Origin of the sequence: Burkholderia sp. BCC1208 (assembly GCF_902833095.1) — a bacterium.
Classification (GTDB): domain Bacteria; phylum Pseudomonadota; class Gammaproteobacteria; order Burkholderiales; family Burkholderiaceae; genus Burkholderia.
In genome coordinates, this window is sequence record NZ_CADFDY010000010.1 from 402,106 (window position 1) to 421,886 (window position 19,781).

Consider the following 19,781-nt stretch of genomic DNA (forward strand, 5'->3'; position numbering starts at 1 on the left):
CGGCGATTCCGGATACCGCGCGCCGTTCGCTTGCGACGGCTTCGATGCGGGTGCTCGATGGTGGCCGGTGGGCGCGGCCACGTTTTGAAGGGCGCTGATCCTGCTGCAACTCGATAACGCTGCCATATGCGAGCGTCGAGTGCCCGCATCGAAGCCCTGTCGCGTGGATGCGATACCGATCGCGATCGGAGTTCATATGAATCAACGACAGACGACACTGCAAGACGGCGAATACTGGGCCGCCTGCAAGGAGCGCAACGATCTCGCCGCAGCCGTCAACGGACATGGCGCCGTGTATCCGCGCACGAGGATGACCGTGCGCGATGGCGTCGCGGTTTTCCATCGCGGCGGCGATACGCTCTGGACGTGTCGCGCGCACTACGCGCTCAAGAATTTCACGATCGATCCCGCGTAGCGCGTCGCGTCGGTCGGACTCGGCAGGTTCGGCGAAACGCGCGATCTGCATTGCGCGAATCGCCCGATTGCGCATCGAAGCGCTCTTCCCAACGTACATTGGCCGAACGGCTAACGATCACAAAACGCACATAACGAGCACCTGCTCGGCCGTCGATTCCGCTAGAGTGGATACCAGTTTTCGCGCGCGGATGAATTTCCTTCAAAAGCATCCGGCATCCGATGAATCGGGTTGCAAGATTCTGCGGCGTAAACGAGCGCGGGCCGTGAGCGTTGGAGCACCGACGACCCGCTGACCACCACCAACTCAACCAAGGAGTTGATCATGGCTGACGCGAATCATAACGCACCCGTGGGCCGGATTCGACCCGGCTTTGAAAGGGACCGCAATTCCCGCGCAAAAATGGAGGATGAATTGCTTCCGCATATTTACTTTGCCAATACTCGAAGAGCCGCCTAAGCTAATTTAGCTACCCTGATCGGTATAACGGTCCCACATGGCAGAAGTGATTATTTAGGGCTGGCTCACGACGAGGAGGCAATCATGGGGATACCGGGCGGTTTATCGGATATGAGTCTGGACGCAAGCACTGTTTCCGAAATACGTAACGTTATCGACTCGGTCAGATCCGATATCGCGCAAAGCCTGAATGCAAAGCTCACAGACTATGAGGTGACCGCAGCAAGGCAACAAATTGTTGCTGGCGTCAATTACACCGTTTCCTTTTCCTCAGGCGGCAAGAGCTACAGAGCGACGATATACGTTCCAACGCCCGGGTCCGGTCAGCCGAATAAACTAACTAGCGCCGAAGAGGTTTAGAGAGGGCGGCCTTGAGTCACAAAGGCCGGCGCGCCGGCCTGACGCCCGCGCACACCCCGCTCAACCAGCCTGCGCCCCCACGGTACGAACGAACTCCGACACGCCCGTCAGCATGATCTGCACGCCGACACACAGCAGCAGGAACGCCGACACGCGCATCGCCACCTTCGTGCCGTCCGCGCCGAGATAACGCGCCAGCGTCGTCGCGCGGCTGTAGATCTGCCAGATCGCGAGCGCGACCAGCGCGGCGACGGCCAGCGAAATCACGCCCGACATCAGATAATCCGACACACCGCGCGAGCGATTCGCATGCAGCGCGATACCGGCCGCGATCGACCCCGGCCCGATCGTGAGCGGCACCGTCAGCGGAAAGAACGCGCGCGACATCAGGCTCTGGAGATCACCACCCTGCGCCGGCGTGGAGCCGCCCGGCACGTCGGGCGCGTTGAGCATCGACCAGCCGGCGACCGCCACCGCGAACCCGCCGCCGATCCGCAGCGCCTCCATCGAGATACCGAAGAAGTTCAGCACCGGCGCGCCGACGAAGAAAATCACGAGCAGCGTGCCGAACACGTTGATCGCGAGCTTCTTCGTCAGCTGCGCGCGCTCGGCTTCCGTCAGCGACTGCGTGCGCTCGAGAAACACGAAGGCCATCGCGATCGGATTGATGATGCCGACCAGGCCCGTGAAGCCGAACAGGATTTCAGGAATCAGTCGTTCAACCGACATCGCCACAATGGTTCTCCGTTGATGGTGCGTCACATGACGCAAAAAAACGGCCGCTCGACAGGAGCGGCCGCAATCGCAGATCGTTTTATGCGAAGCGGCAGAGCAGATGCCCGGCACCTCGCACAACGGAGATTGTCATGGAGCGCAACACGCAACGGAATCAGTCGTGTCCGATTTTGCGGCACCGAAACATTCTGTTGCAGATCGGGGAACAGTATGAAACCGGCACGGCGCGAATCGAACGCAGCGCATTCCACGCATCATTCACGCTTGCCGATACCGCTCGACGTCGAGCGCGCCCTCCGACTGCGCGACGACGACGGCTGTCACCGAATCGCCGGTCACGTTGGCCGACGTGCAGCCCATGTCGATCAAGCGGTCCACCGCCGCGATCACGCCGATCACTTCGAGCGGCAGCCCGACCGACGCCAGCACGAGACTCATCACGACGAGCCCCGCGCCCGGCACGCCGGCCGCGCCGATCGAGGCGAGCGTCGTCGTCGCGACGACGGTGGCGAGCTGCATCGCCGACAGCTCGATGCCGTACGCGTTGCTCGCGAACACGGCCACCGTGCCGAGATAGCACGCGAGGCCCGCCATGTTGACCGTCGAGCCGAGCGGAAGCACGAAGCTCGCCACCCCTTCGCCGACGCCGAGTCGCGCGCGGCAGGTGTCGAGATTCAGCGGCAGCGTGGCCGCGCTGCTCGCCGACGAATACGCGAACAACTGGACCGGCATCATCTTGCGCAGGAACGGCAGCGGCGGCAGGCCCACGAGCCTCAGCAGCGCCGCGCAGAACACGGTCATCACAACCGCCATCACGACGTAGTTCACTGCGACGAGCGAGCCGAGATGGCCGAGCGCCGAGAACCCGTGGTCGGCCGTCACATACGCCATCAGCCCGAACACGCCGAGCGGCGCGAACTTCAGCACCATCCCGATCAGCCGGAACACGACGGCCGCGAGGCTCTCGAACAGCTTGCGTACCGGCGCGCCGTGTTCGCCCGACAGGTTGACCGCCAGCCCGAAGAAGATCGCGAACACGATCGTCGGCAGCAGCGCGCCGTCGGCGAACGCCTTGAACGGATTCGACGGAATCGCGGACAGCAGCGCGTCGACGAGGCCGACCGGCTCGACGGCCGCCGCGCCGATCTGCGCGGGCAGGCCGAAGCCGCTGCCGACACCGAACAGCGTGGCCACGGCCATCGCGAGGGCGGCCGTCGACGCCATCAGCAGCGCGTAGATCGCAAGCGATTTCCACGCGATCCGCCGCATCGTCGCGAGATCGGACAGCGACATGATCCCGCACACGAGCGATACGAATACGACGGGAATCACGCACATCCGGATCAGCGAGATGAACACGTCGCCAAGCGGCTGCAGCATCCGGGCCGGCTCGCCGACGAGCTGGCCGACGGCGACGCCGGCGATCATCGCGATCAGGATCTGCTGCCACATCGCCAGCGGCGAAAGTTTGAAGCGGGTAAGCACGCGCATGTCGCCTCCAGGATTCGGTCGGCGGCGGCGCTCCGTCGAGAAGGTGACGGTGATGAAGCCGCGATGCCGACAAGATTGAGATGCAATCGATTGTCGGCATGCACGACGGTCCGGACTATAGGACCAGGCTGATTATTCCGGCGGTGGAACGCGCGCGCATCAGCAAGAAGGCTGGCCCGCGCTCGATACGGCGCAGCGCGTGCAGCGCTGACCGCCCACCCGTTCCGATCACGCAGCGACACGCATGGCGGCACGCCGCCGGTCGACGAAGCGGGTCGCGAGCAGCGTCGCGATGCCTGCGCACACCATGCCGAATACATTGACAGCCAGTTGCGCAAGCGAGCCGCCGATCTCGGTCGGAATCGTATCGCGGCCGAACGTCCATCCGACGTAGCCGCCCGTCACGAGGAAATCGTGAAGACCGATGCCGATCGCCAGCGCCAGATTGCCGGCGGCCGGCACGGTCGTGACCGCGATGAAGACGCCGACGAGCGCGTTCGACCACGACGGCGACGTCAACGCCAGCACACCGGCGGCGCCGGCGAGCAGCGCGACGACGAACGACCAGCGATCGGGGGTCCAGATGAAGTCGGTTTGCGGGCGCGGCGCGAGCAGGTCGTGCATGTCGAACCAGCCCGCCCAGGCACCGACGAACGCGGCGATCGCGACGATCCCGACCGACAGCGCAAAGCCGGTCCCGAGCAGCGCGGCACCTTGCAGGACCAGGTAGCGCTTGCCGCGCCGGATCGTGCCGACACAGGCGGCCGCGACGGGGCCGAAGTCCGGGCTGACGACCATCGCGGCGATCACGACGATCGCGGAGTCGAGCTTCACCGCGATCGCCGCGAGCGCCACCGCCAACGTGAGAAACGCATGAAACATCCAGTGATTCGCGACGCTCTGCTCGGCCTGGGTCTCGACCCCGCGCCAGAACACGGCATCGGCGTCGTCGCGGGTGGACGCGCCGCCCGACGCCGTCCGTTGCGCCAGTTGAGACTCCATCATGCCGATCTCGATCGAGCCGCCGACGTCGTGCGCATCGAGCCCGGCGAGCAAGTCGTCGGCCGTCTCGCGGGCCACGTCGCACAGCACGACATCGCCCGCCGGACGCAGCGCGGCGCCCGGCAGGTGCATCAGATTGGTGACGTCATCGCGAGCGATCAGCATGGCCGTGACGACCGCGACGCGTTCCGGTGGAACAACCAGGCGCAGGTGGATCATGAGCGTTGAGTGGGATCGATGAGCCGCGTGCGATAGGCGCACGCGCAAAAAAAAAGCCCGGCAAGGACGGCGAATACGAGGACACGCTGGGTCAAGCGCGTCGAACAAACCTTCGTCGTTGGTTCGAGCGATCATTATTTTCTAACCGTCCGGTCGAAGCCATCGGCCCAGTCCGATAATCGGTCGTGCCCTCGCCTCTCAAGAAAGAACCGCTCCGTGCCCTACGGGGAAACTCAAAGAAACAGCAACGCCGCACTCGCCACAATCGTCGGCACGATCGCCGCGGCAAGCAACCCGCCGACACTCACCGATTCGTCATGAAAGCCCTTCCGAACGATCGCAAGCCCGGCCGGATTCGGCGCGTTGGCGATCACGGTCAGGCCCCCACCCGCCACCGCACCCGCAACGAGCATGTACTTCGCCTCGTCCGGGATACCCGCGATCAGCGAGCCGAGATAAGTGATCGCGGCGTTGTCCATGATCGCGGTGAGGCCGAGCGCACCCGCATACAGTGCATACGCGTCCATCGACTCGACCACCGGCTGCAGCCACCACTGCTGGAGCCCACCCAGTACAACAAGACCGCCCAGGAAGAATGCGACGAGCAGGCTCTCGCGCAGCATCAGCGGCGACTGATAGCGCTCATACGCATGCGTGAAGCCGAGGAAGAACAGCAGCAGGCCGATGAAGATCACCGGATGATGCGCGCTCAGCACGACGCCGATCAGAAAGCCGATATGGATCAGCGTGACGCTGACCGGCACGCGCACGGCGTCGGGTTTGGCAGCCTGCGCCGGCAAGCCCGCGAGTGGGCCGCGCATCAGTGCCGTCAGCACGGTGGCGTTGATCAGCACCGCGACGAGTGCCTTCCAGCCGAACTGCGCAGCCATGAACGCGCTGTCCCAGCCCCACGCGGAAGCGACCATCAGCACGGGCGGCGCCGCGTAAGCCGTCAGCGTGCCGCCGACCGACACGTTGACGAACAGCACGCCGAGCGCGAGGTATTTCCAGCGCTCCTGGATCGGCGCGCAGAACAGCCGGTCGCGCAGGATCAGCGCGGCGAGCGTCATCGCGGCCGGCTCGGTGATGAACGAGCCGAGCAGCGGGATCAGCGCGAGCGACAGCCACACGACGGCCACTTCGGTGTTGACGGGCAGCATGCGCGCGATGCGCAGCACGAGCCCGGTGACCGCGTCGAGGATCGGCTTGCTCGCGGCGATCACCATGATCGTGAACACGAACAGCGGCTCGGTGAACACACGCGACTCGGCGTAATCGAGTGCAATTTTCGGGCCCGCGAGCGCCGTCATCGTGACGAGCAGCACGAGCGCCCAGAAGCCGAACACGACCTCAACCTCGCCGAGAAAATGGAACAGCCCCGCGTGGCGCGGATGGCGATGCGCGAGCACTTCGAAGCGCTTCGCGAGGAAGGTGTGCAACAGCGCGAAGCCGAAGATGATCGCGCCGGCGAGTTCGACGATGTGGGGCATGTCGGTATTCCTTGAAATCCGGCACGCGACGGGTCGCGGCTAGGGCCGGGTGAAGCACGATGGACCGCGCAACGCAGGGTCCCGTCAAGGTGACCGCATTGCTGCGAACGCGGAGGCAGACGGGTGACCGGTACGGGCCACCCGTTTGAATCTGGCATCCGAAGGGTATCGCTATCGTGGATTCACCCCAATCGGACCAGTCCTATAAATAACGGGACGGATCCGATTGTACAAAATATTGACGCCCGGAAAGCAGCGACGACGCCCCCTACTCGCGCGCCCTCCCCGCTTCGCCCTCGCTACCCTCCCGCAGCGCCGTGCGCTCCGGCGCCATCCTCGGCATCGGCCCTTTCGTCACTTCGCCCCACGGCAAGTTAGGAATCTCGTTGAACATCGACCGTTGCCGTTCCGCCCACGTCGTATTCAGCATCCGGTAGTACGGATCGCGTTCGTCGAACGTCGTGAACTTTGTCGCGCTCAGCGTATCGCGTTCGTACACCAGCAAATCGACCGGCAGCCCGACCGACATGTTCGAGCGAATCGTCGAGTTCATCGAAATCAGTGCGCACTTCGTCGCGTCCGCGAGCGGCATCGATTCGCCCAGCATCCGCTCGATGATCGGCTTGCCGTACTTCGCCTCGCCGATCTGCACATATGGGCTCAACGTCGACGCCTCGATGAAATTGCCCGCTGCATAGATCTGGAACAGCCGCGGCGCCTCGCCACGCACCTGCCCGCCGACGATGAAGCTGCAGTTGAAGTCGACCCCGAACTCGCGCAGCGACTGCGCATCGCGCGCATGCACTGCCCGCACCGCGTCGCCGACGAGCCGCGCCGCATCATGCATCGAGCGCACGCGCCAGATCGATTGCGGATCGGTCCTCAGCTGCGACGCGAGACGTTGCGTAACCGCCTGCGTGATCGCCAGATTGCCGGAGGACAGCAGCACGACGACCTGCTCGTCCGGCACCTCGAACAGCACCATCTTGCGGAACGTGCTCACGTGATCAATGCCCGCATTGGTACGCGAATCGGACAGGAACACGAGCCCCTCGTCCACGCGCATCGCCACACAATACGTCATTGCACGCCTCCCGCCTGCACGTCCACCTGCACGTCGAGCGACTCGTCGCCGCCGCCGATGCGCATGCCGCGCACGGGCGCGGCCGCTTCATAGTCGCGGCCGGTCGCGACGCGGCAATACGCTTCGCCCGCGAAGCGCGCGTGTGTGACGTCGATCGACACCCAGCCGATCTCGCGCACCCACACGTCGGCCCACGCGTGACTCGCGGCATGCTGCACATCGCCCGCGTCGAAATACCCGCTCACGTAGCGTGCGGGCACGCCGCTGGCGCGACAGCACGCGAGCATCAGGTGCGCATGGTCCTGGCATACGCCGTGCCGCAGCGCGAGCGCGTCGGCCGCCGTGCTGGTCGCGACCGTGATTCCCTGCCGGTACGCAACCGTGCCCGCGATCCGCTCTGCCAGCGCGATGAACGCGCCCGGGCCGTCGCCCGCGCCGAGCGGTGCGGCGAGTTCGAGGATTGCGCCGTCGGCCTCGGTCAGCCCCGTCGCGCACGTGTAATGCTCGACCGGCACGGGCCCCGGGTCGAGCCCGAGCCGGCCCTCGTCGAGCGGTTGAGTATCGATCGCGCCGTGCGCGTGCAGCGCGATCTCGGTCAGCGGACGCGTGACGACCAGCGAATGCAGCGCGTTGCCGTATGCATCCGTCGACGCGTCGAGCGCGCCGGGCGCGGTGATCCGCCAGCCCGCGACATACTGCGACGGCAGCGCCGGCGGCGTCATCCGGATCTGCTGGATCGAATAGGTGAGCGGCGCCGAATAGCGATAGATCGTGTCGTGTCGAATGGTCAGATACATGGGAACCTCGATTCAGCTCGCGGACATCATGAAGGTGCGCGAGACCATGTTGCCGAGCGCATACACGCGCTCGAGCGATTCGTTCAGGAACGCGTGCAGCCCCTGCGCGCGAAGCTTGCGGATGTCCGCGTAGTGCAGCTCCGCCCGCAGCCGGCCGGCCTCGCGCTCGCACTCGGCCGATGCGCCGTTCTTCAGCTTGTCGAGCGTCATGCAGAAATCGTCGATCGCCGCGCGCAGCGAGCGTGGCATGGCCGGGTTCAGCAGCAGCAGTTCGGCCACGCGGTCGGGCGTCACGACGTCGCGATAGACCTTGTGATAGATCTCCATCCCCGATACCGACGTGAGAATCGACGTCCAGTAGTAGAACTCGTCGATCTCGTCCGGTGCGTCGGCGGTGGCCTGCTCGATGTCGAGAAAACGCACGTCGAGCATCCGCGCGACGTTGTCCGCGCGTTCGAGAAACGTGCCGAGCCGCGAGAAGTGATAGGCGTCGTCGCGCATCGCGGTGCCGATCGACACGCCGCGCGCAAGGTGCACGCGCGACTTCACCCATTCGAGGAATTCATGCGGATCGGACGCGAGCGCATCCGAGGCGAGCTGTTCGGTGCATTCGATCCACGTATGGTTGATCGTCTCCCACCACTCCGTCGTCAGCAGGCCGCGCACCGCGCGCGCGTTCTCCCGCGCGCTGCGCAAGCAGGAGCGGATGCTCGACGGATTGTCGCGATCGGCGACGAGAAACGCGATGACCGTGTCCGGCGCGGGTTCGCCATGCTTCGCCGAGAACGCCGGTTCGAGCTCGACCGAGCGCAGCAGCGCACGCAGCGTGCGGCCCTGCCGTTCGTCGTCCTGCGGCAGCAGCAGCGATTTCAGGTTGATGTCGACGATGCGCGCGGTGTTCTCGGCCCGCTCCAGATAACGCGCCATCCAGTAGATATGATCCGCGGTGCGGCTCAGCATGCTGCCTCCTGTGTCTTGTGATTCCGGCCGTCGCCTCGCCCGGCGGGCCGCCGTGCCGCGCTCATCCAGCGACCCACGTATCCTTCGTGCCGCCGCCCTGCGACGAATTCACCACCAGCGAGCCCTGCTTCAGCGCGACGCGCGTGAGGCCGCCCGCGACCATCTTCACGGTGCGGCCCGACAGCACGAACGGACGCAGGTCGATGTGGCGCGGCGCGATGCCGGCTTCGACGAAGGTCGGGCAGGTGGACAGCGCGAGCGTCGGCTGTGCGATGTAGTTGTCCGGCTGCGCGACCAGCCGCGCGCGAAACACATCGATCTCGGCCTTCGTCGCGGCCGGCCCGACGAGCATCCCGTAACCGCCCGCGCCGTGCACTTCCTTCACGACGAGTTCGGGCAGATGCGCGAGCGTGTATGCGAGATCGTCAGGCTTGCGGCACTGGTAGGTCGGCACGTTGTTCAGGATCGGCTGCTCGCCGAGATAGAACTCGATCATGTCGGGGACGAACGGGTAGATCGACTTGTCGTCGGCGATGCCGGTGCCGATCGCGTTCGCGATCGTCACGCGCCCCGCGCGATACGCGCCGAGGAGCCCCGGCACGCCGAGCGCCGAATCGCTGCGGAACGCGAGCGGATCCAGAAAATCGTCGTCGAGCCGGCGATAGACCACGTCGACGCGCTTCGGCCCGTGAGTCGTGCGCATATACACGTGCCCGCCGTCGACGAACAGGTCCTTGCCCTCGACGAGTTCGACGCCCATCTGCTGCGCGAGAAACGTGTGCTCGAAATACGCGGAGTTGTACATGCCGGGCGTCATCACGACGACGACCGGATCGTCGACGCCGTCCGGCGCGCTCGCGCGCAGCGTGTCGAGCAGCAGGTCCGGGTAATGCGCGACAGGCGCGATGCGGTTGCGCACGAACAGGTCGGGAAAGAGCCGCATCATCATCTTGCGGTTCTCCAGCATGTACGACACGCCCGACGGCACGCGCAGGTTGTCCTCAAGCACGTAGAATACGCCGTCGTCGCCGGCCCGCACGATGTCGACGCCCGCGATGTGCGCGCGGATGTCGCGGGGCACCTCGACGTTCTGCATCTCCGGCCGATACTGCGCGTTCGCGTAGATCTGCGCGGCCGGCACGATGCCGGCGCGCACGATGTCGCCGCGATGGTAGACGTCGTGCAGGAACCGGTTCAACGCCTCTACGCGCTGCCGCAGGCCGGCCTCGAGCGTGCCCCACGCGTCGGCCGGCACGATGCGGGGAATCTGGTCGAACGGGATCAGCCGCTCGCCGCCCGATTCGTCGCCGTTGACGGCGAACGTGATGCCGACCCGCCGGAACATCAGATCCGCTTCCGCGCGCTTGCGGCGCATCGTGTCGTCGGTCTGCTGGCTCAGCCAGTGATCGAACGCTTCGTAGTGACGCCGGACGGCGCCGCCTTCGAGATGCATCTCGTCGTAGAACTGCATGCGGGTCTCCGTTTGCTGGTTTCTGGTTGGATGGTCCGCCATCGGCATGTGGCGGTGCTTGCGCCGGGAACGGGCGATGAATGCGACCGACGGCCCCGCCGGTCGTCGGAAACCGCGCCGTTCGGCAGGGTCAGGAATCGGTCGGGCGTGCCGGATGCATGGGGTGAAGCTGAGCCTCACCGCGTCTCTGCGGCCGAAGGATCGGCGCGGACGCCTGTTGGCGGATGTCGGTGAGCCACGATGCCAGTTCAGCGTCGGTCATGCCGAGCGCCTTCGCGGTATCGGACGACGCGGCAGGCTTGTACGGATAGCGCGCCTTCGCGTGCGCGGCCGATTCGCGTGCCTTGCGGTTCGATTCGCCGAGGCCGTCGTGCGTGACGCCAGTGGGTGCGGCGGCCGGGCGCGCGATGAAACCGGGGTGCGGGTGGTTCGCGCTGTCGTGCATCCCGATCGCGGCCGGCTGCCGCGTCTCATGCGAGTGCGGCGCCGCGACACAGGCAGCGCCGAACATCCATCCCGCCATCGCCATGACAATGACCGGGTGCCGGGCGCGCCGCCCAGGCGTTGACCGCCCATCCGTGAACGGATGCGCAACCCGTGTCGCCAGCCGTCCGATGATGTGTCGATGGCCCATGATGTTCATAGGGGTCCGTCCTCGGCAGTACCGCACCGCGCTCGTTTGAATGGAAAGTTGCCGATACAAGTATCGCGTTCGGTTCGCGGGCAAGTAAATCGGACTGGGCTGATTTCGCTGACGAGCGATGACGATCGACGATCGAACCTGCCCCATCGCAGGACACGTTGACGGATAATCGTGTCAACAAAACGACCGGATAACCCATCGTGCAAATCGATACCTTCGGCACGCTCGTCGCAGCATCGCTCGTTCTTCTGCTCGGTCAGTTGCTGGTCTCGCGCATCGGCGTGCTGCGCGCATACACGATCCCCGAGCCCGTCGCGGGGGCCTCGTGGTCGCGCTGGCCCTGACCTCGCTGCGCGGCTTCGCCGGCACCGAGATCCGTTTCGACACGTCGATGCAGGCGCCGCTGATGCTCGCGTTCTTCGCATCGATCGGCCTGAACGCGAAGCTGTCGAGCCTCAAGGCCGGCGGCCCGATGCTCGTGCGCTTCCTGCTCGTTGTGCTCGGCCTGCTGATCCTGCAGGATGCGATCGGCATCGGCCTAGCGAAGGCCATTGGGCTCGACCCGCTGCTCGGCCTGCTGGCGGGCTCGATTACGCTGTCGGGCGGGCACGGCACCGGCGCCGCCTGGAGCAAGGTGTTCGCGGAGCGCCACGGGATCGAATCGGCGACCGAGGCCGCGATCGCATGCGCGACGTTCGGCCTCGTGCTGGGCGGCCTGCTCGGCGGCCCGATCGCGCGCTTCCTGACGCGCAACCTGAAGACACCCGGTCTCGCCGAACCTCACGCGCCGCAGGGCGCCGCTGGCGACACCGGCGGTCTCGAACATCCGAAGGAGCAGCAGGCAATGACGCCGTCCGCGTTCATCAATACGCTCGCGCTATTCGCGATCGCGCTGTCGGGCGGCACTGCGATCGAATCGCTGATCCGCGGCACCGCGTTCGAACTGCCGACGTTCGTGTGCGTGCTGTTCGTCGGCGTGGTGCTTAGCAACGGGCTGTCGCTGTTCGGCTGGCGGCCGTCCGAGCATGCGGTGTCGCTGCTCGGCAATGTGAGCCTCGCGCTGTTCCTCGCGATGGCGCTGATGACGCTGCGCCTGTGGGAACTCGCCTCGCTCGCGCTGCCGATCCTCGTGCTGCTCGTCGCGCAAACCGTGCTGATGGTCGCGTACTCGGTGTTCGTCACATATCGGTTGATGGGCCGCAACTACGACGCGGCGGTGCTCGCCTCCGGCCATTGCGGCTTCGGCCTCGGCGCAACGCCCACGGCGATCGCGAACATGCAGGCCGTGACCGCGCGTTTCGGCCCGTCGCACATGGCGTTCCTGATCGTGCCGATGGTCAGCGCGTTCTTCATCGACATCGCAAACGCGATCGTCATCAAGCTGTTTCTGGCGTTGCCGATTTACGGATGAAGGCCGCGCGCCGGAATTCGTCGGCTCGCTGGTATGTCCGGCCCACGTACGATCGCGATCAATCCCTTTCCAATGGCGGATCGAACTCGTGGTACTCAGCGCCCCGACGACGCCGTCGTTCTAGGTCATACGAACTGCGCGGCCGTTCGGGCGATTGGGCACGCCGCGACTGCGCGGCAGCGCTATCCCGCAGCAGCGCTTCGGGATCCAGTCGCCGCACCGGCATGCGCCGCACAAAGTCCACAACACCCATCGCCATGGCACGGTCTTCAGGCTCGATAGAGTTGGCCAATGCGTGCGCAAGCTCGCGCCACACGCTCAATGATTCGATATGCGCGCGCCACAACGAGCTTTGTGCCCTCTCGCTAATCACGGGCTGGTAAAAACGCGGAGCAACGCCGCGAGAGGCCATCCGAACAACAGCCTGTTTCGGCAAGCGCTGCGTCTGGCCGCGCACCAGTCTCGGCGTCGCGTTAGCCTCGACGCCCTGTTCGCGCAACTGTCGAGCGAACTCGTCTCGCCAATGCCGTAGATCCTGCCTACGCGGATTCAGACGCCGCCCGTCAGGACCGCGCACCTGAACGCAAAGATGCACATGAGGATGTGCTTCATCATCATGCTGGGCAAACACATACGGTCGTCCATCTCCAAAAATCTCCCGCGCAAACGCTCGGGCCGCATTGCCTACCGCCTCGCGGCTCGTACCGGGCGGCATCGACAGCATCACATTGAACGTTTCACGATGTCGGCTTTGTTCCGGTAGTCCCACGCCACCCCATTTCCATTCCTCGCACAGATCCTGCAATGCGGCATCCCCGGCAATGATGCGTGCGTCCTGATCCTCCAATCCGACACGACCGTGGCGAGAAATATATTGCAAGTGGCGACGTACCGCACCCATGCCCTGAGCGCCCGAAGCCCGATTTGTAATCTTTACCATCACTTCGGGTGCGCGCCGAAGCATCAAGGCTAACCGCTCACGCAAGCGCCGTGCGTCGGATGGTAGCGCCCCGTGCGACAAATACAGGGCGCGTGAGTGCCGCAGTGGCTCAGGGAACAATCGATCTCCCCAATTGACCAGAAGCGAATCGACATAGGCTTTAGGAAACGGCATATCAGCAACTCCATCGGTCCAGATTGCTTTGTAGATGTTTCACCACTGTGCGCAAGTGCGCGTCGATCTTGCCGCGAAGCTGCTCCCAATCGAATCCTTCCATGCGCTCGCTAGCATCTGTGTGCCTTGCCAGTTCGTTCAGTCGCGTACGAATTGCGGCGAGTTGCCGATTCGACTCCGCGAGCAGCATTAATTCACGGTTTCCGAACTGTGGTTGATTTGTCAGGTGTGCCCGAACCAACGCGGCAATCCATCGATTCGGCGTAAAGCCGTTCAGATAGGCCTGTCCTTTGACGCATTCCAGTTCGGCACGCGCGAGCCCTACTCCGATTCGCACTTCGCGCTCGCTCATAGGTTCGAGCAACCGCGCTATGTCCGGCGGCTCGACGGTAATTCCCACCGCCTCGGCCACGAGCCGGCGCAACCCTTCGCCCGGTAGCACGCCACGCTGCGCACACCAGGCCGCCCAGATGGGCTTGAGCGTGCCCAGTTCGACGGCAACGCGTGCTCGAGTTCGCGATCCCATGTTCGTCGACCTTTCAGATACCGCAGGCAACGCAAACGCATGCTCGACCGAACAGAGGTCTGCCGGTCGCACTGTGTCGATCGGGCTTAATCTCCAGTGATAAATCCGGCTCGATCACGTTCGTGACGGGATCAGTGCCAGTCTCGTGTAGTGACAACCATTCACGTTCATCCATGACGAACCTCGCCTATCGTCCGGTCTGTAAGGGTGATCTATGTGGTGACAATCCAAATATTGCGTATCACGCTATCGACTACCGCGGTGGGTCATCGGTGTCGCCCCGACCTTGCGTGCGCGTCTTCGCTTGTACGAGCGCAGTCGCACGCGCTGCTTTTACACGCTCCCATGATGCAGTCTGCAATGCGTCGAGCTTCGCGTCCATGTCTTCGCCCAGTCCCATTTCCCGCGCCGATTTTTTTAGCGACGCCACCGCACGCTCGAGCTGATCGCGCGCGCGGTCCCACGGATAGACTTTCGCTCGTTCGCCGTCGTAGCCAATCTGTACATCCGCGCCGTTTAAGCGATGATTTTCGTTCATCCATCGCAACCGATCCGAGACAAATGTCATCTGCGCCTTGGCGTGAAATACCACGCTTCGCGGCGCGACCTCTTGAACGAGATAATGCTCGGTATTGAACACCTCTCCTCGATAGGGGCCGCCGTGTTCTCGTGGTGTCGCCATCCTTAACGTGACACCAAACCGATGCTGGGCCAACGCCTTGGCTTCCGCCGGCACCACGTCGAGCCCATAAAGCAACGCCCCGGGCGGCCGACGTGATGGCTCGATCGTGCTCTCGCCCGCAATAGATTCACCCTGCAGGCCGATCCACGCAGCAGAAGGTCTTGCCGTGTGCCCATTGTCTGGCGTTCGCACCGGTGTTTCCTCGTCACTTGAACCGTTCGGCATGGTGCGTTGTCCCGCCTCGGGCGCACCTTCGCCCTTGTCTGCCCTCGCGCGCGCCATATCCTGACCTCCTGCTAGGTTAAATGACATGCTGTTCGCCACCATGTTGCCGCCCATACCTGCGTCAAGCGGCGCAGGTATGGGGCTGCCACGAGTAGCGCTTCGCAAAAGTTCACCAAGAGCACCGATTCCGCTGAGCACTGCCATATCGTTGAAGTCCGTCGGTACCTGATTGTCGATACGCGATCCTCGCGTGAACTGGGGAGCCACCAATCTCGCCCGAGCATCGCGCGCCGCATGCACGGCATGCGCGTAGCCCGCACCGAGGTCAGCAAGAACAACGAGTTCGGCTTGCGGATATCGCGCGCGCCAGGCAAGCGCCACTTTGAGCAGATTGCCGCTCGATAAGGCGGCAAGCGTGTACCATCCGGTTGCTTGCCATGCCGACACAGCCGTCGCTACGCCTTCGGCGATCGCAATCGGCAGGCGTACCTCGCCATGACTTCGCATCGGTACGACTTCCCAGCAGCCCCCAGCTTTTGCGCCACCCGCCAGTGCGGATTTACGTCCATCACGATCAATCAGTTCGAGCGTCGAGATTCGGTCCCCGATGCTGACCGGCACGATCAACACGCGACCACAAAGTGGCTCGTCGGTGCATTTGGGCACGTAGCCGAGCAACACGTGCAACTCCTCCGCTTCGAGCTCGCGTAGCCCGGGCACTGACTGGATCTGCTTGCGCGTCAGATAGGGATGGTCGGGCGCGAGCGGGCGCGCCCATCGCCAGATCGCTCGCGCTTCACGCGCGACGGCAGCTCGCCTTGCCTGGCTTTTTCGCGTGCGTTCGGCCCCGCCGTCGACCATGGGGGCGGAACGAGTCGCGGTGGAACTCGTACGATTGCCAAGCACACGCGAGTCGGCAAGGTCGAACCCATGCCGACTAGCTAGCCAAAACAGCGACGCGAGCGTCTTCCCCCCATTTTGACTCGCCGAACGCCACGTCACACGTGCGGCTCGCGCATCGTAATTGGATGCCGTTTGGCTCCACGCGTCCCACAGATCGAAGCCCGCGTCGCCAAACCCTTGCTTCACCGCAAACGCCATGTCGACCCAGGTCGTATAGTCGTCGGCCGGGATCGTGGACAAAGCGGCGCGCACCCGCTCTGCCTCGCTCACGAAGGGGCCGTTCATGAGTTCGCTCCACCCGCAGACACCTCGCTGGTACGGGCAGATGTCCGGGTACGGCGCGCACTTTGACACGAGTGTCCTGTGGCCGGTGCAGCCCCGGCCGTACCGGCTTTGTTATCCGACAAATGGTCTCGGGCGCGCGCTGTGTCATCGGCTGGCGCGCCAAACAACGCAAATTGCTGTTCCACGTATGCATGAGCGTCCTCGCAACTGATATCGTCCGGCGGTTGCGACAAGTCCTGCGGATCCCATGCCTGAGCACCTTCCAGATAATCAGGTAAAACGTGTGCAAGACTCGAGGTATGGGCGTTGACTTCGTCGTCTGCTAAGTCCACTACCCGGTGCTCGATTTGAGCAGTAAATCCAGCGATATCTAGTGCCGGCACCGTGGGCGCGTCCATCAGACGTGACGTGAAGACCGGATCACGCCAGTAGCAAATCCGATCGGCCAGAATCGGCCGGGTATTTTCAAGAAGGATGATCTCCTTGTCACGACCGAGTTCTTTGAGTTCCTGCGGCAACATCAACGGCCGGCGCTGTTCGGAGAAGCTCTCACTTGTGCCACCTCGGCCCGCGAAGATGCCCCCTGAGCGGCTCGTTGTGCGCGAATGTGCCGTACGCGTGCCCAGCATCTCCGAGTACGCGTTGGCATCTGCCTGCTCGCGCGGCGCAAACAGGATCTGCATCGCATGATTCGTCACGATGCTTCTCGCGTCGGCACGGCCGTAAACCGATTCGAGTTGGGAAACAGATTGCACAATCGAGAGCAAGCGCAGATCGTAGCCGGCCATGTAGGCCACTGCTCGCGCGAGGATCTGAATTTTCCCGATTGATGTCATCTCATCTAGCAACAGCAGACACTGATATTTTAGATCGGGATTGTTCTGCGGCAGCTCCTTGGTATTCAGATTCACGAGCTGAGAAAAGACCAGATTCATCAGCAGCGCTGCTTCACTCAGATGGTCTGGCGTTACACCGAGATACACGGACATTCGGCGCTTTCTCACGTCTCTCAAATCGAAGTCGCTCGCACTCGTTGCAGCATCGACGATCGGGTTGGCCCAGATTGTAAGGGGCGCATTAAATGTCGCCAGGATGCTGGCCAGCACCTTGTCGTCGTTGGAGAGAAAGCGATTCAGCGCGTCAACACAGGCTCGGCTCAAACACTGTCGATCTCGCGCCAACACCCGTTGCAAGTAGACCTTAAGCGGCATCCCGTTTCCCGAGGACTGACGTAGTACCTCACCCATTGTCACCGGATAGTCCGGCGCATCGGCCACCTCCGCGAGGCAAGCATCGCGCCATTCGCACAGCAACAATACGAGCGCGAGGAACAGATTGCGGGCCTGGTCTTTCCAGAATTCGTCGTGTCCACCCGCCGGGTACAACACGTGGCTAATGGCCAGGATGTCGCCCACACGAAACAACCCGTCGCCGATTACGGATAGCGGGTTATACCGGTGCGTTCGGCCATCCTCCGCAAAGGGATTAAAGAGATACACCGCGTGCCCGTGTGCGTGCCGAAAGCCGGCAGTTAGCTGAAAATTCTCCTGTTTAATGTCGAGCACCACGACAGAATCGGGATAGCTCAGCAGGTTCGGCACGACGACGCCAACACCCTTTCCCGAACGCGCGGGTGCAGCAAGCAACACGAACTGCTGCCCCGTAAAGCGCAGATAGCGACTACGCCAGCGGCCGACGACAAGCGCTGGGTGTGGTGGTGTCGTGAGCAAGCCCTGCCTCATCACAATCCCGCCTTGCGAATATCCGCATCGGTGGCAAAACGCGCGTCGCCGTAAAGCGAGCGGCGCGCTGCCCGCTCAAACCATGCGTAGACGGCAAGCGCAGGACCGCCAAAGGCAATGGCCAGTCCGATGAAACCTGCACCGGCCAAACGCCTGCCCATATTCGGCAGACCGCCGTCGGACCACGCAAGAAGTGCATCGATCCATGCCGACCAATGCGCGCGAAGCGGATTGAGGTGCAAGCTCACGTATAGCGTGCAGGTAGCTAACCACACTGCAACACCAAGCGCAGCCAACATCCCGATGACGACGCAAAGCGTGACAATCGTCGCGCGCCACGAAAATGAATACCAGTCAGAGATTGGACGCGGCTGTCGCATCACGATTCCCTCCACTCTGATTGTCCACCTGCCCGATTCTGCGCAGCGGATCGAACCACACTTCAGTCATCGCCCAGCGTTTGCCGATCTGAGCGCCGTGCGAGTCGAGCACCGCCCGCGCCTGCATGTGCGCAACCACGTCGATCGTGAGAAATAGCAAGCGTTTAAGCGATGCAACATCCCACGCCGCGGCCTCCGGATGCTCTTTGGCCATCAACGCGAAGCGTTCGATGGCAACGAGCGCACTGGAGGCATGAAAGCTCGTCATCGACCCCGCGTGTCCGGTTGTCAGCAGCTTCAAAAAATCGTACGCTTCCGAGCCGCGCAGCTCGGCGAGCAATACCCGATCGGGGCGCATGCGCATGGCGCTGGCAATCAAGTCTGCGGGCATGACGCGGGCGCGGCCCTGGTCGCCTTTGCTGTACAGAAGGTGCACGCAGTTATCCAGATGCCCGATGAATAGTTCGCGCACGTCTTCGATCGTCACAATGCGTTCGTTCGAGGGCAAGTATCGACACAAACTGCGCATAAAGCTCGTTTTGCCAGATCCTGTGTTACCGACAACGACGATGTTCCTGCGCGCCTGCACGGCGTGCTCAAAGAAGGCGGCAAACTCGCGTGCATCCAGCCGTTCGATGAGCAACCGCTCTTCTGCATGCAAAGCCGATGTCGCCGTATCGAGGCCGCCCGGGCGGTGCCACTGCGTCATCTCAAAAAGCCCCTCGTCGCGATAGCACTCGAGCGTCTTCCCCTCGGCGGACGGTCGCCTAATCGTTACCGAAACCGAGCCCGGAGGAACCGCCGGCGGTACAGCAATCTGGATGCGCGCGTTGCCCGGCAGCAGTGCTGAGAGCAATGGACGTTCGGCTGAAATGCCCTGATTCGTCAGGGTCGCAATCGCGACGGAAAACGCCATCAGTCGCTCGAAGTCGAGCTCCAAGCACTCGTGCGCTTGCCAGCCTAGACGAGTTTCAGTTAGTACGCGCTGTGGGCGATTGATGACGAGCTCGGTGACTTCTGCATCTTCGAGCAATGGTGCAAACGGACGCATCAACTCCCTCACCGACGCGTCGTCGGGTAACACGGATAGTGCATCGGCTAGAGGAGCGGGCGCCACCGATGGCGTATGCGCATAAGCGTTCATCGCACGCCCTCCGGTTCAAGGGTGTAGACGGAACTGAAATCGAGATCACGCGCGAGAACAATCGTGAATTCCGCGCCCTGATTCTGTTTGAGCGTGGGTGCAATATTGATGGTCTGATCGAGCACGCGCGTAGCCATGTCGTAAGCGCTTCGCCAGCACCGTCTGTTCATGAAGGTTCATAGGCGGCAATCTGGTTCCCATCAGAATGTAGTGGGAACCAGAAAAAATGGAAATCAAGGCGCA

At 63.4% G+C, this 19,781-nt stretch carries 16 protein-coding genes and 2 pseudogenes; 2 read left to right on the top strand and 16 right to left on the bottom strand.

Annotation, left to right across the window (positions count from 1 at the left end):
• Positions 1–196 precede the first annotated feature (196 nt).
• Positions 197–415, top strand: a complete 219-nt coding sequence (locus HWX09_RS25310) for a hypothetical protein (protein WP_034185346.1) — start codon at positions 197–199, stop codon at positions 413–415.
• 879 nt (positions 416–1,294) lie between these two features.
• Here HWX09_RS25310 and HWX09_RS25320 read toward each other — a convergent pair.
• The 9 genes from HWX09_RS25320 to HWX09_RS25360 all read right to left on the bottom strand — a co-directional run bounded on the left by HWX09_RS25320 (position 1,295) and on the right by HWX09_RS25360 (position 11,126).
• The gene (locus HWX09_RS25320; RefSeq protein ID WP_027782065.1) at positions 1,295–1,963 is read right to left on the bottom strand and encodes an NAAT family transporter; all 669 of its coding nucleotides are present in this window, start codon (positions 1,961–1,963) and stop codon (positions 1,295–1,297) included.
• Between the two features lie 264 nt (positions 1,964–2,227).
• Positions 2,228–3,460 (bottom strand): dicarboxylate/amino acid:cation symporter, encoded by a 1,233-nt coding sequence (locus tag HWX09_RS25325; protein ID WP_027782064.1) that lies wholly within the window; start codon positions 3,458–3,460, stop codon positions 2,228–2,230.
• Between the two features lie 228 nt (positions 3,461–3,688).
• On the bottom strand, positions 3,689–4,681 hold the full coding sequence (locus HWX09_RS25330) for a DUF389 domain-containing protein (RefSeq protein ID WP_027782063.1): 993 nt from the start codon (positions 4,679–4,681) through the stop codon (positions 3,689–3,691).
• A gap of 233 nt (positions 4,682–4,914) precedes the next feature.
• On the bottom strand, positions 4,915–6,171 hold the full coding sequence (locus HWX09_RS25335) for a putative Na+/H+ antiporter (RefSeq protein WP_027782062.1): 1,257 nt from the start codon (positions 6,169–6,171) through the stop codon (positions 4,915–4,917).
• Positions 6,172–6,439: 268 nt separating this feature from the next.
• Positions 6,440–7,255: a peptidase gene (locus tag HWX09_RS25340; protein ID WP_080681223.1), complete on the bottom strand. Its 816-nt coding sequence runs from the start codon at positions 7,253–7,255 to the stop codon at positions 6,440–6,442.
• Complete coding sequence (locus HWX09_RS25345) at positions 7,252–8,052, bottom strand: transglutaminase family protein (protein ID WP_027782061.1); 801 nt, start codon at positions 8,050–8,052, stop codon at positions 7,252–7,254. The genes HWX09_RS25340 and HWX09_RS25345 overlap by 4 nt, the downstream gene beginning before the upstream one ends.
• Before the next feature lie 12 nt (positions 8,053–8,064).
• Positions 8,065–9,012, bottom strand: coding sequence for an alpha-E domain-containing protein (locus HWX09_RS25350; protein ID WP_027782060.1), 948 nt, complete (start codon positions 9,010–9,012; stop codon positions 8,065–8,067).
• Positions 9,013–9,073: 61 nt separating this feature from the next.
• Positions 9,074–10,483: a circularly permuted type 2 ATP-grasp protein gene (locus HWX09_RS25355; RefSeq protein ID WP_027782059.1), complete on the bottom strand. Its 1,410-nt coding sequence runs from the start codon at positions 10,481–10,483 to the stop codon at positions 9,074–9,076.
• Positions 10,484–10,613: 130 nt separating this feature from the next.
• Complete coding sequence (locus tag HWX09_RS25360; RefSeq protein ID WP_155257294.1) at positions 10,614–11,126, bottom strand: hypothetical protein; 513 nt, start codon at positions 11,124–11,126, stop codon at positions 10,614–10,616.
• Between the two features lie 200 nt (positions 11,127–11,326).
• Here HWX09_RS25360 and gltS point away from each other — a divergent pair.
• Positions 11,327–12,537: pseudogene (gltS, locus tag HWX09_RS25365) on the top strand (sodium/glutamate symporter).
• Positions 12,538–12,595: 58 nt separating this feature from the next.
• On the opposite strand, the gene HWX09_RS25370 reads toward gltS, so the two are convergent.
• The 7 genes and pseudogenes from HWX09_RS25370 to HWX09_RS25400 all read right to left on the bottom strand — a co-directional run.
• Complete coding sequence (locus tag HWX09_RS25370) at positions 12,596–13,651, bottom strand: relaxase/mobilization nuclease domain-containing protein (RefSeq protein ID WP_080681222.1); 1,056 nt, start codon at positions 13,649–13,651, stop codon at positions 12,596–12,598.
• Position 13,652: 1 nt separating this feature from the next.
• The gene (locus HWX09_RS25375) at positions 13,653–14,177 is read right to left on the bottom strand and encodes a hypothetical protein (protein ID WP_080681221.1); all 525 of its coding nucleotides are present in this window, start codon (positions 14,175–14,177) and stop codon (positions 13,653–13,655) included.
• Between the two features lie 253 nt (positions 14,178–14,430).
• Positions 14,431–16,272 carry a PriCT-2 domain-containing protein gene (locus tag HWX09_RS25380; RefSeq protein WP_080681220.1) on the bottom strand — a complete coding sequence of 614 codons (1,842 nt, stop codon included), beginning with the start codon at positions 16,270–16,272 and terminating at the stop codon, positions 14,431–14,433.
• The gene (locus tag HWX09_RS25385; RefSeq protein WP_080681219.1) at positions 16,269–18,014 is read right to left on the bottom strand and encodes a type IV secretory system conjugative DNA transfer family protein; all 1,746 of its coding nucleotides are present in this window, start codon (positions 18,012–18,014) and stop codon (positions 16,269–16,271) included. Before HWX09_RS25385 ends, HWX09_RS25380 begins: the two co-directional genes overlap by 4 nt.
• On the bottom strand, positions 18,014–18,394 hold the full coding sequence (locus HWX09_RS25390; protein WP_080681218.1) for a hypothetical protein: 381 nt from the start codon (positions 18,392–18,394) through the stop codon (positions 18,014–18,016). Before HWX09_RS25390 ends, HWX09_RS25385 begins: the two co-directional genes overlap by 1 nt.
• Entirely contained in the window at positions 18,369–19,538 is a 1,170-nt protein-coding gene (gene virB11 / locus HWX09_RS25395; protein ID WP_051421327.1) for a P-type DNA transfer ATPase VirB11, read from the bottom strand. The genes HWX09_RS25390 and virB11 overlap by 26 nt, the downstream gene beginning before the upstream one ends.
• Positions 19,535–19,678: pseudogene (locus HWX09_RS25400) on the bottom strand (type IV secretion system protein VirB10); the annotation flags it as partial. The gene virB11 and the pseudogene HWX09_RS25400, both read right to left, overlap by 4 nt.
• Between the last annotated feature and the right edge of the window lie 103 nt (positions 19,679–19,781).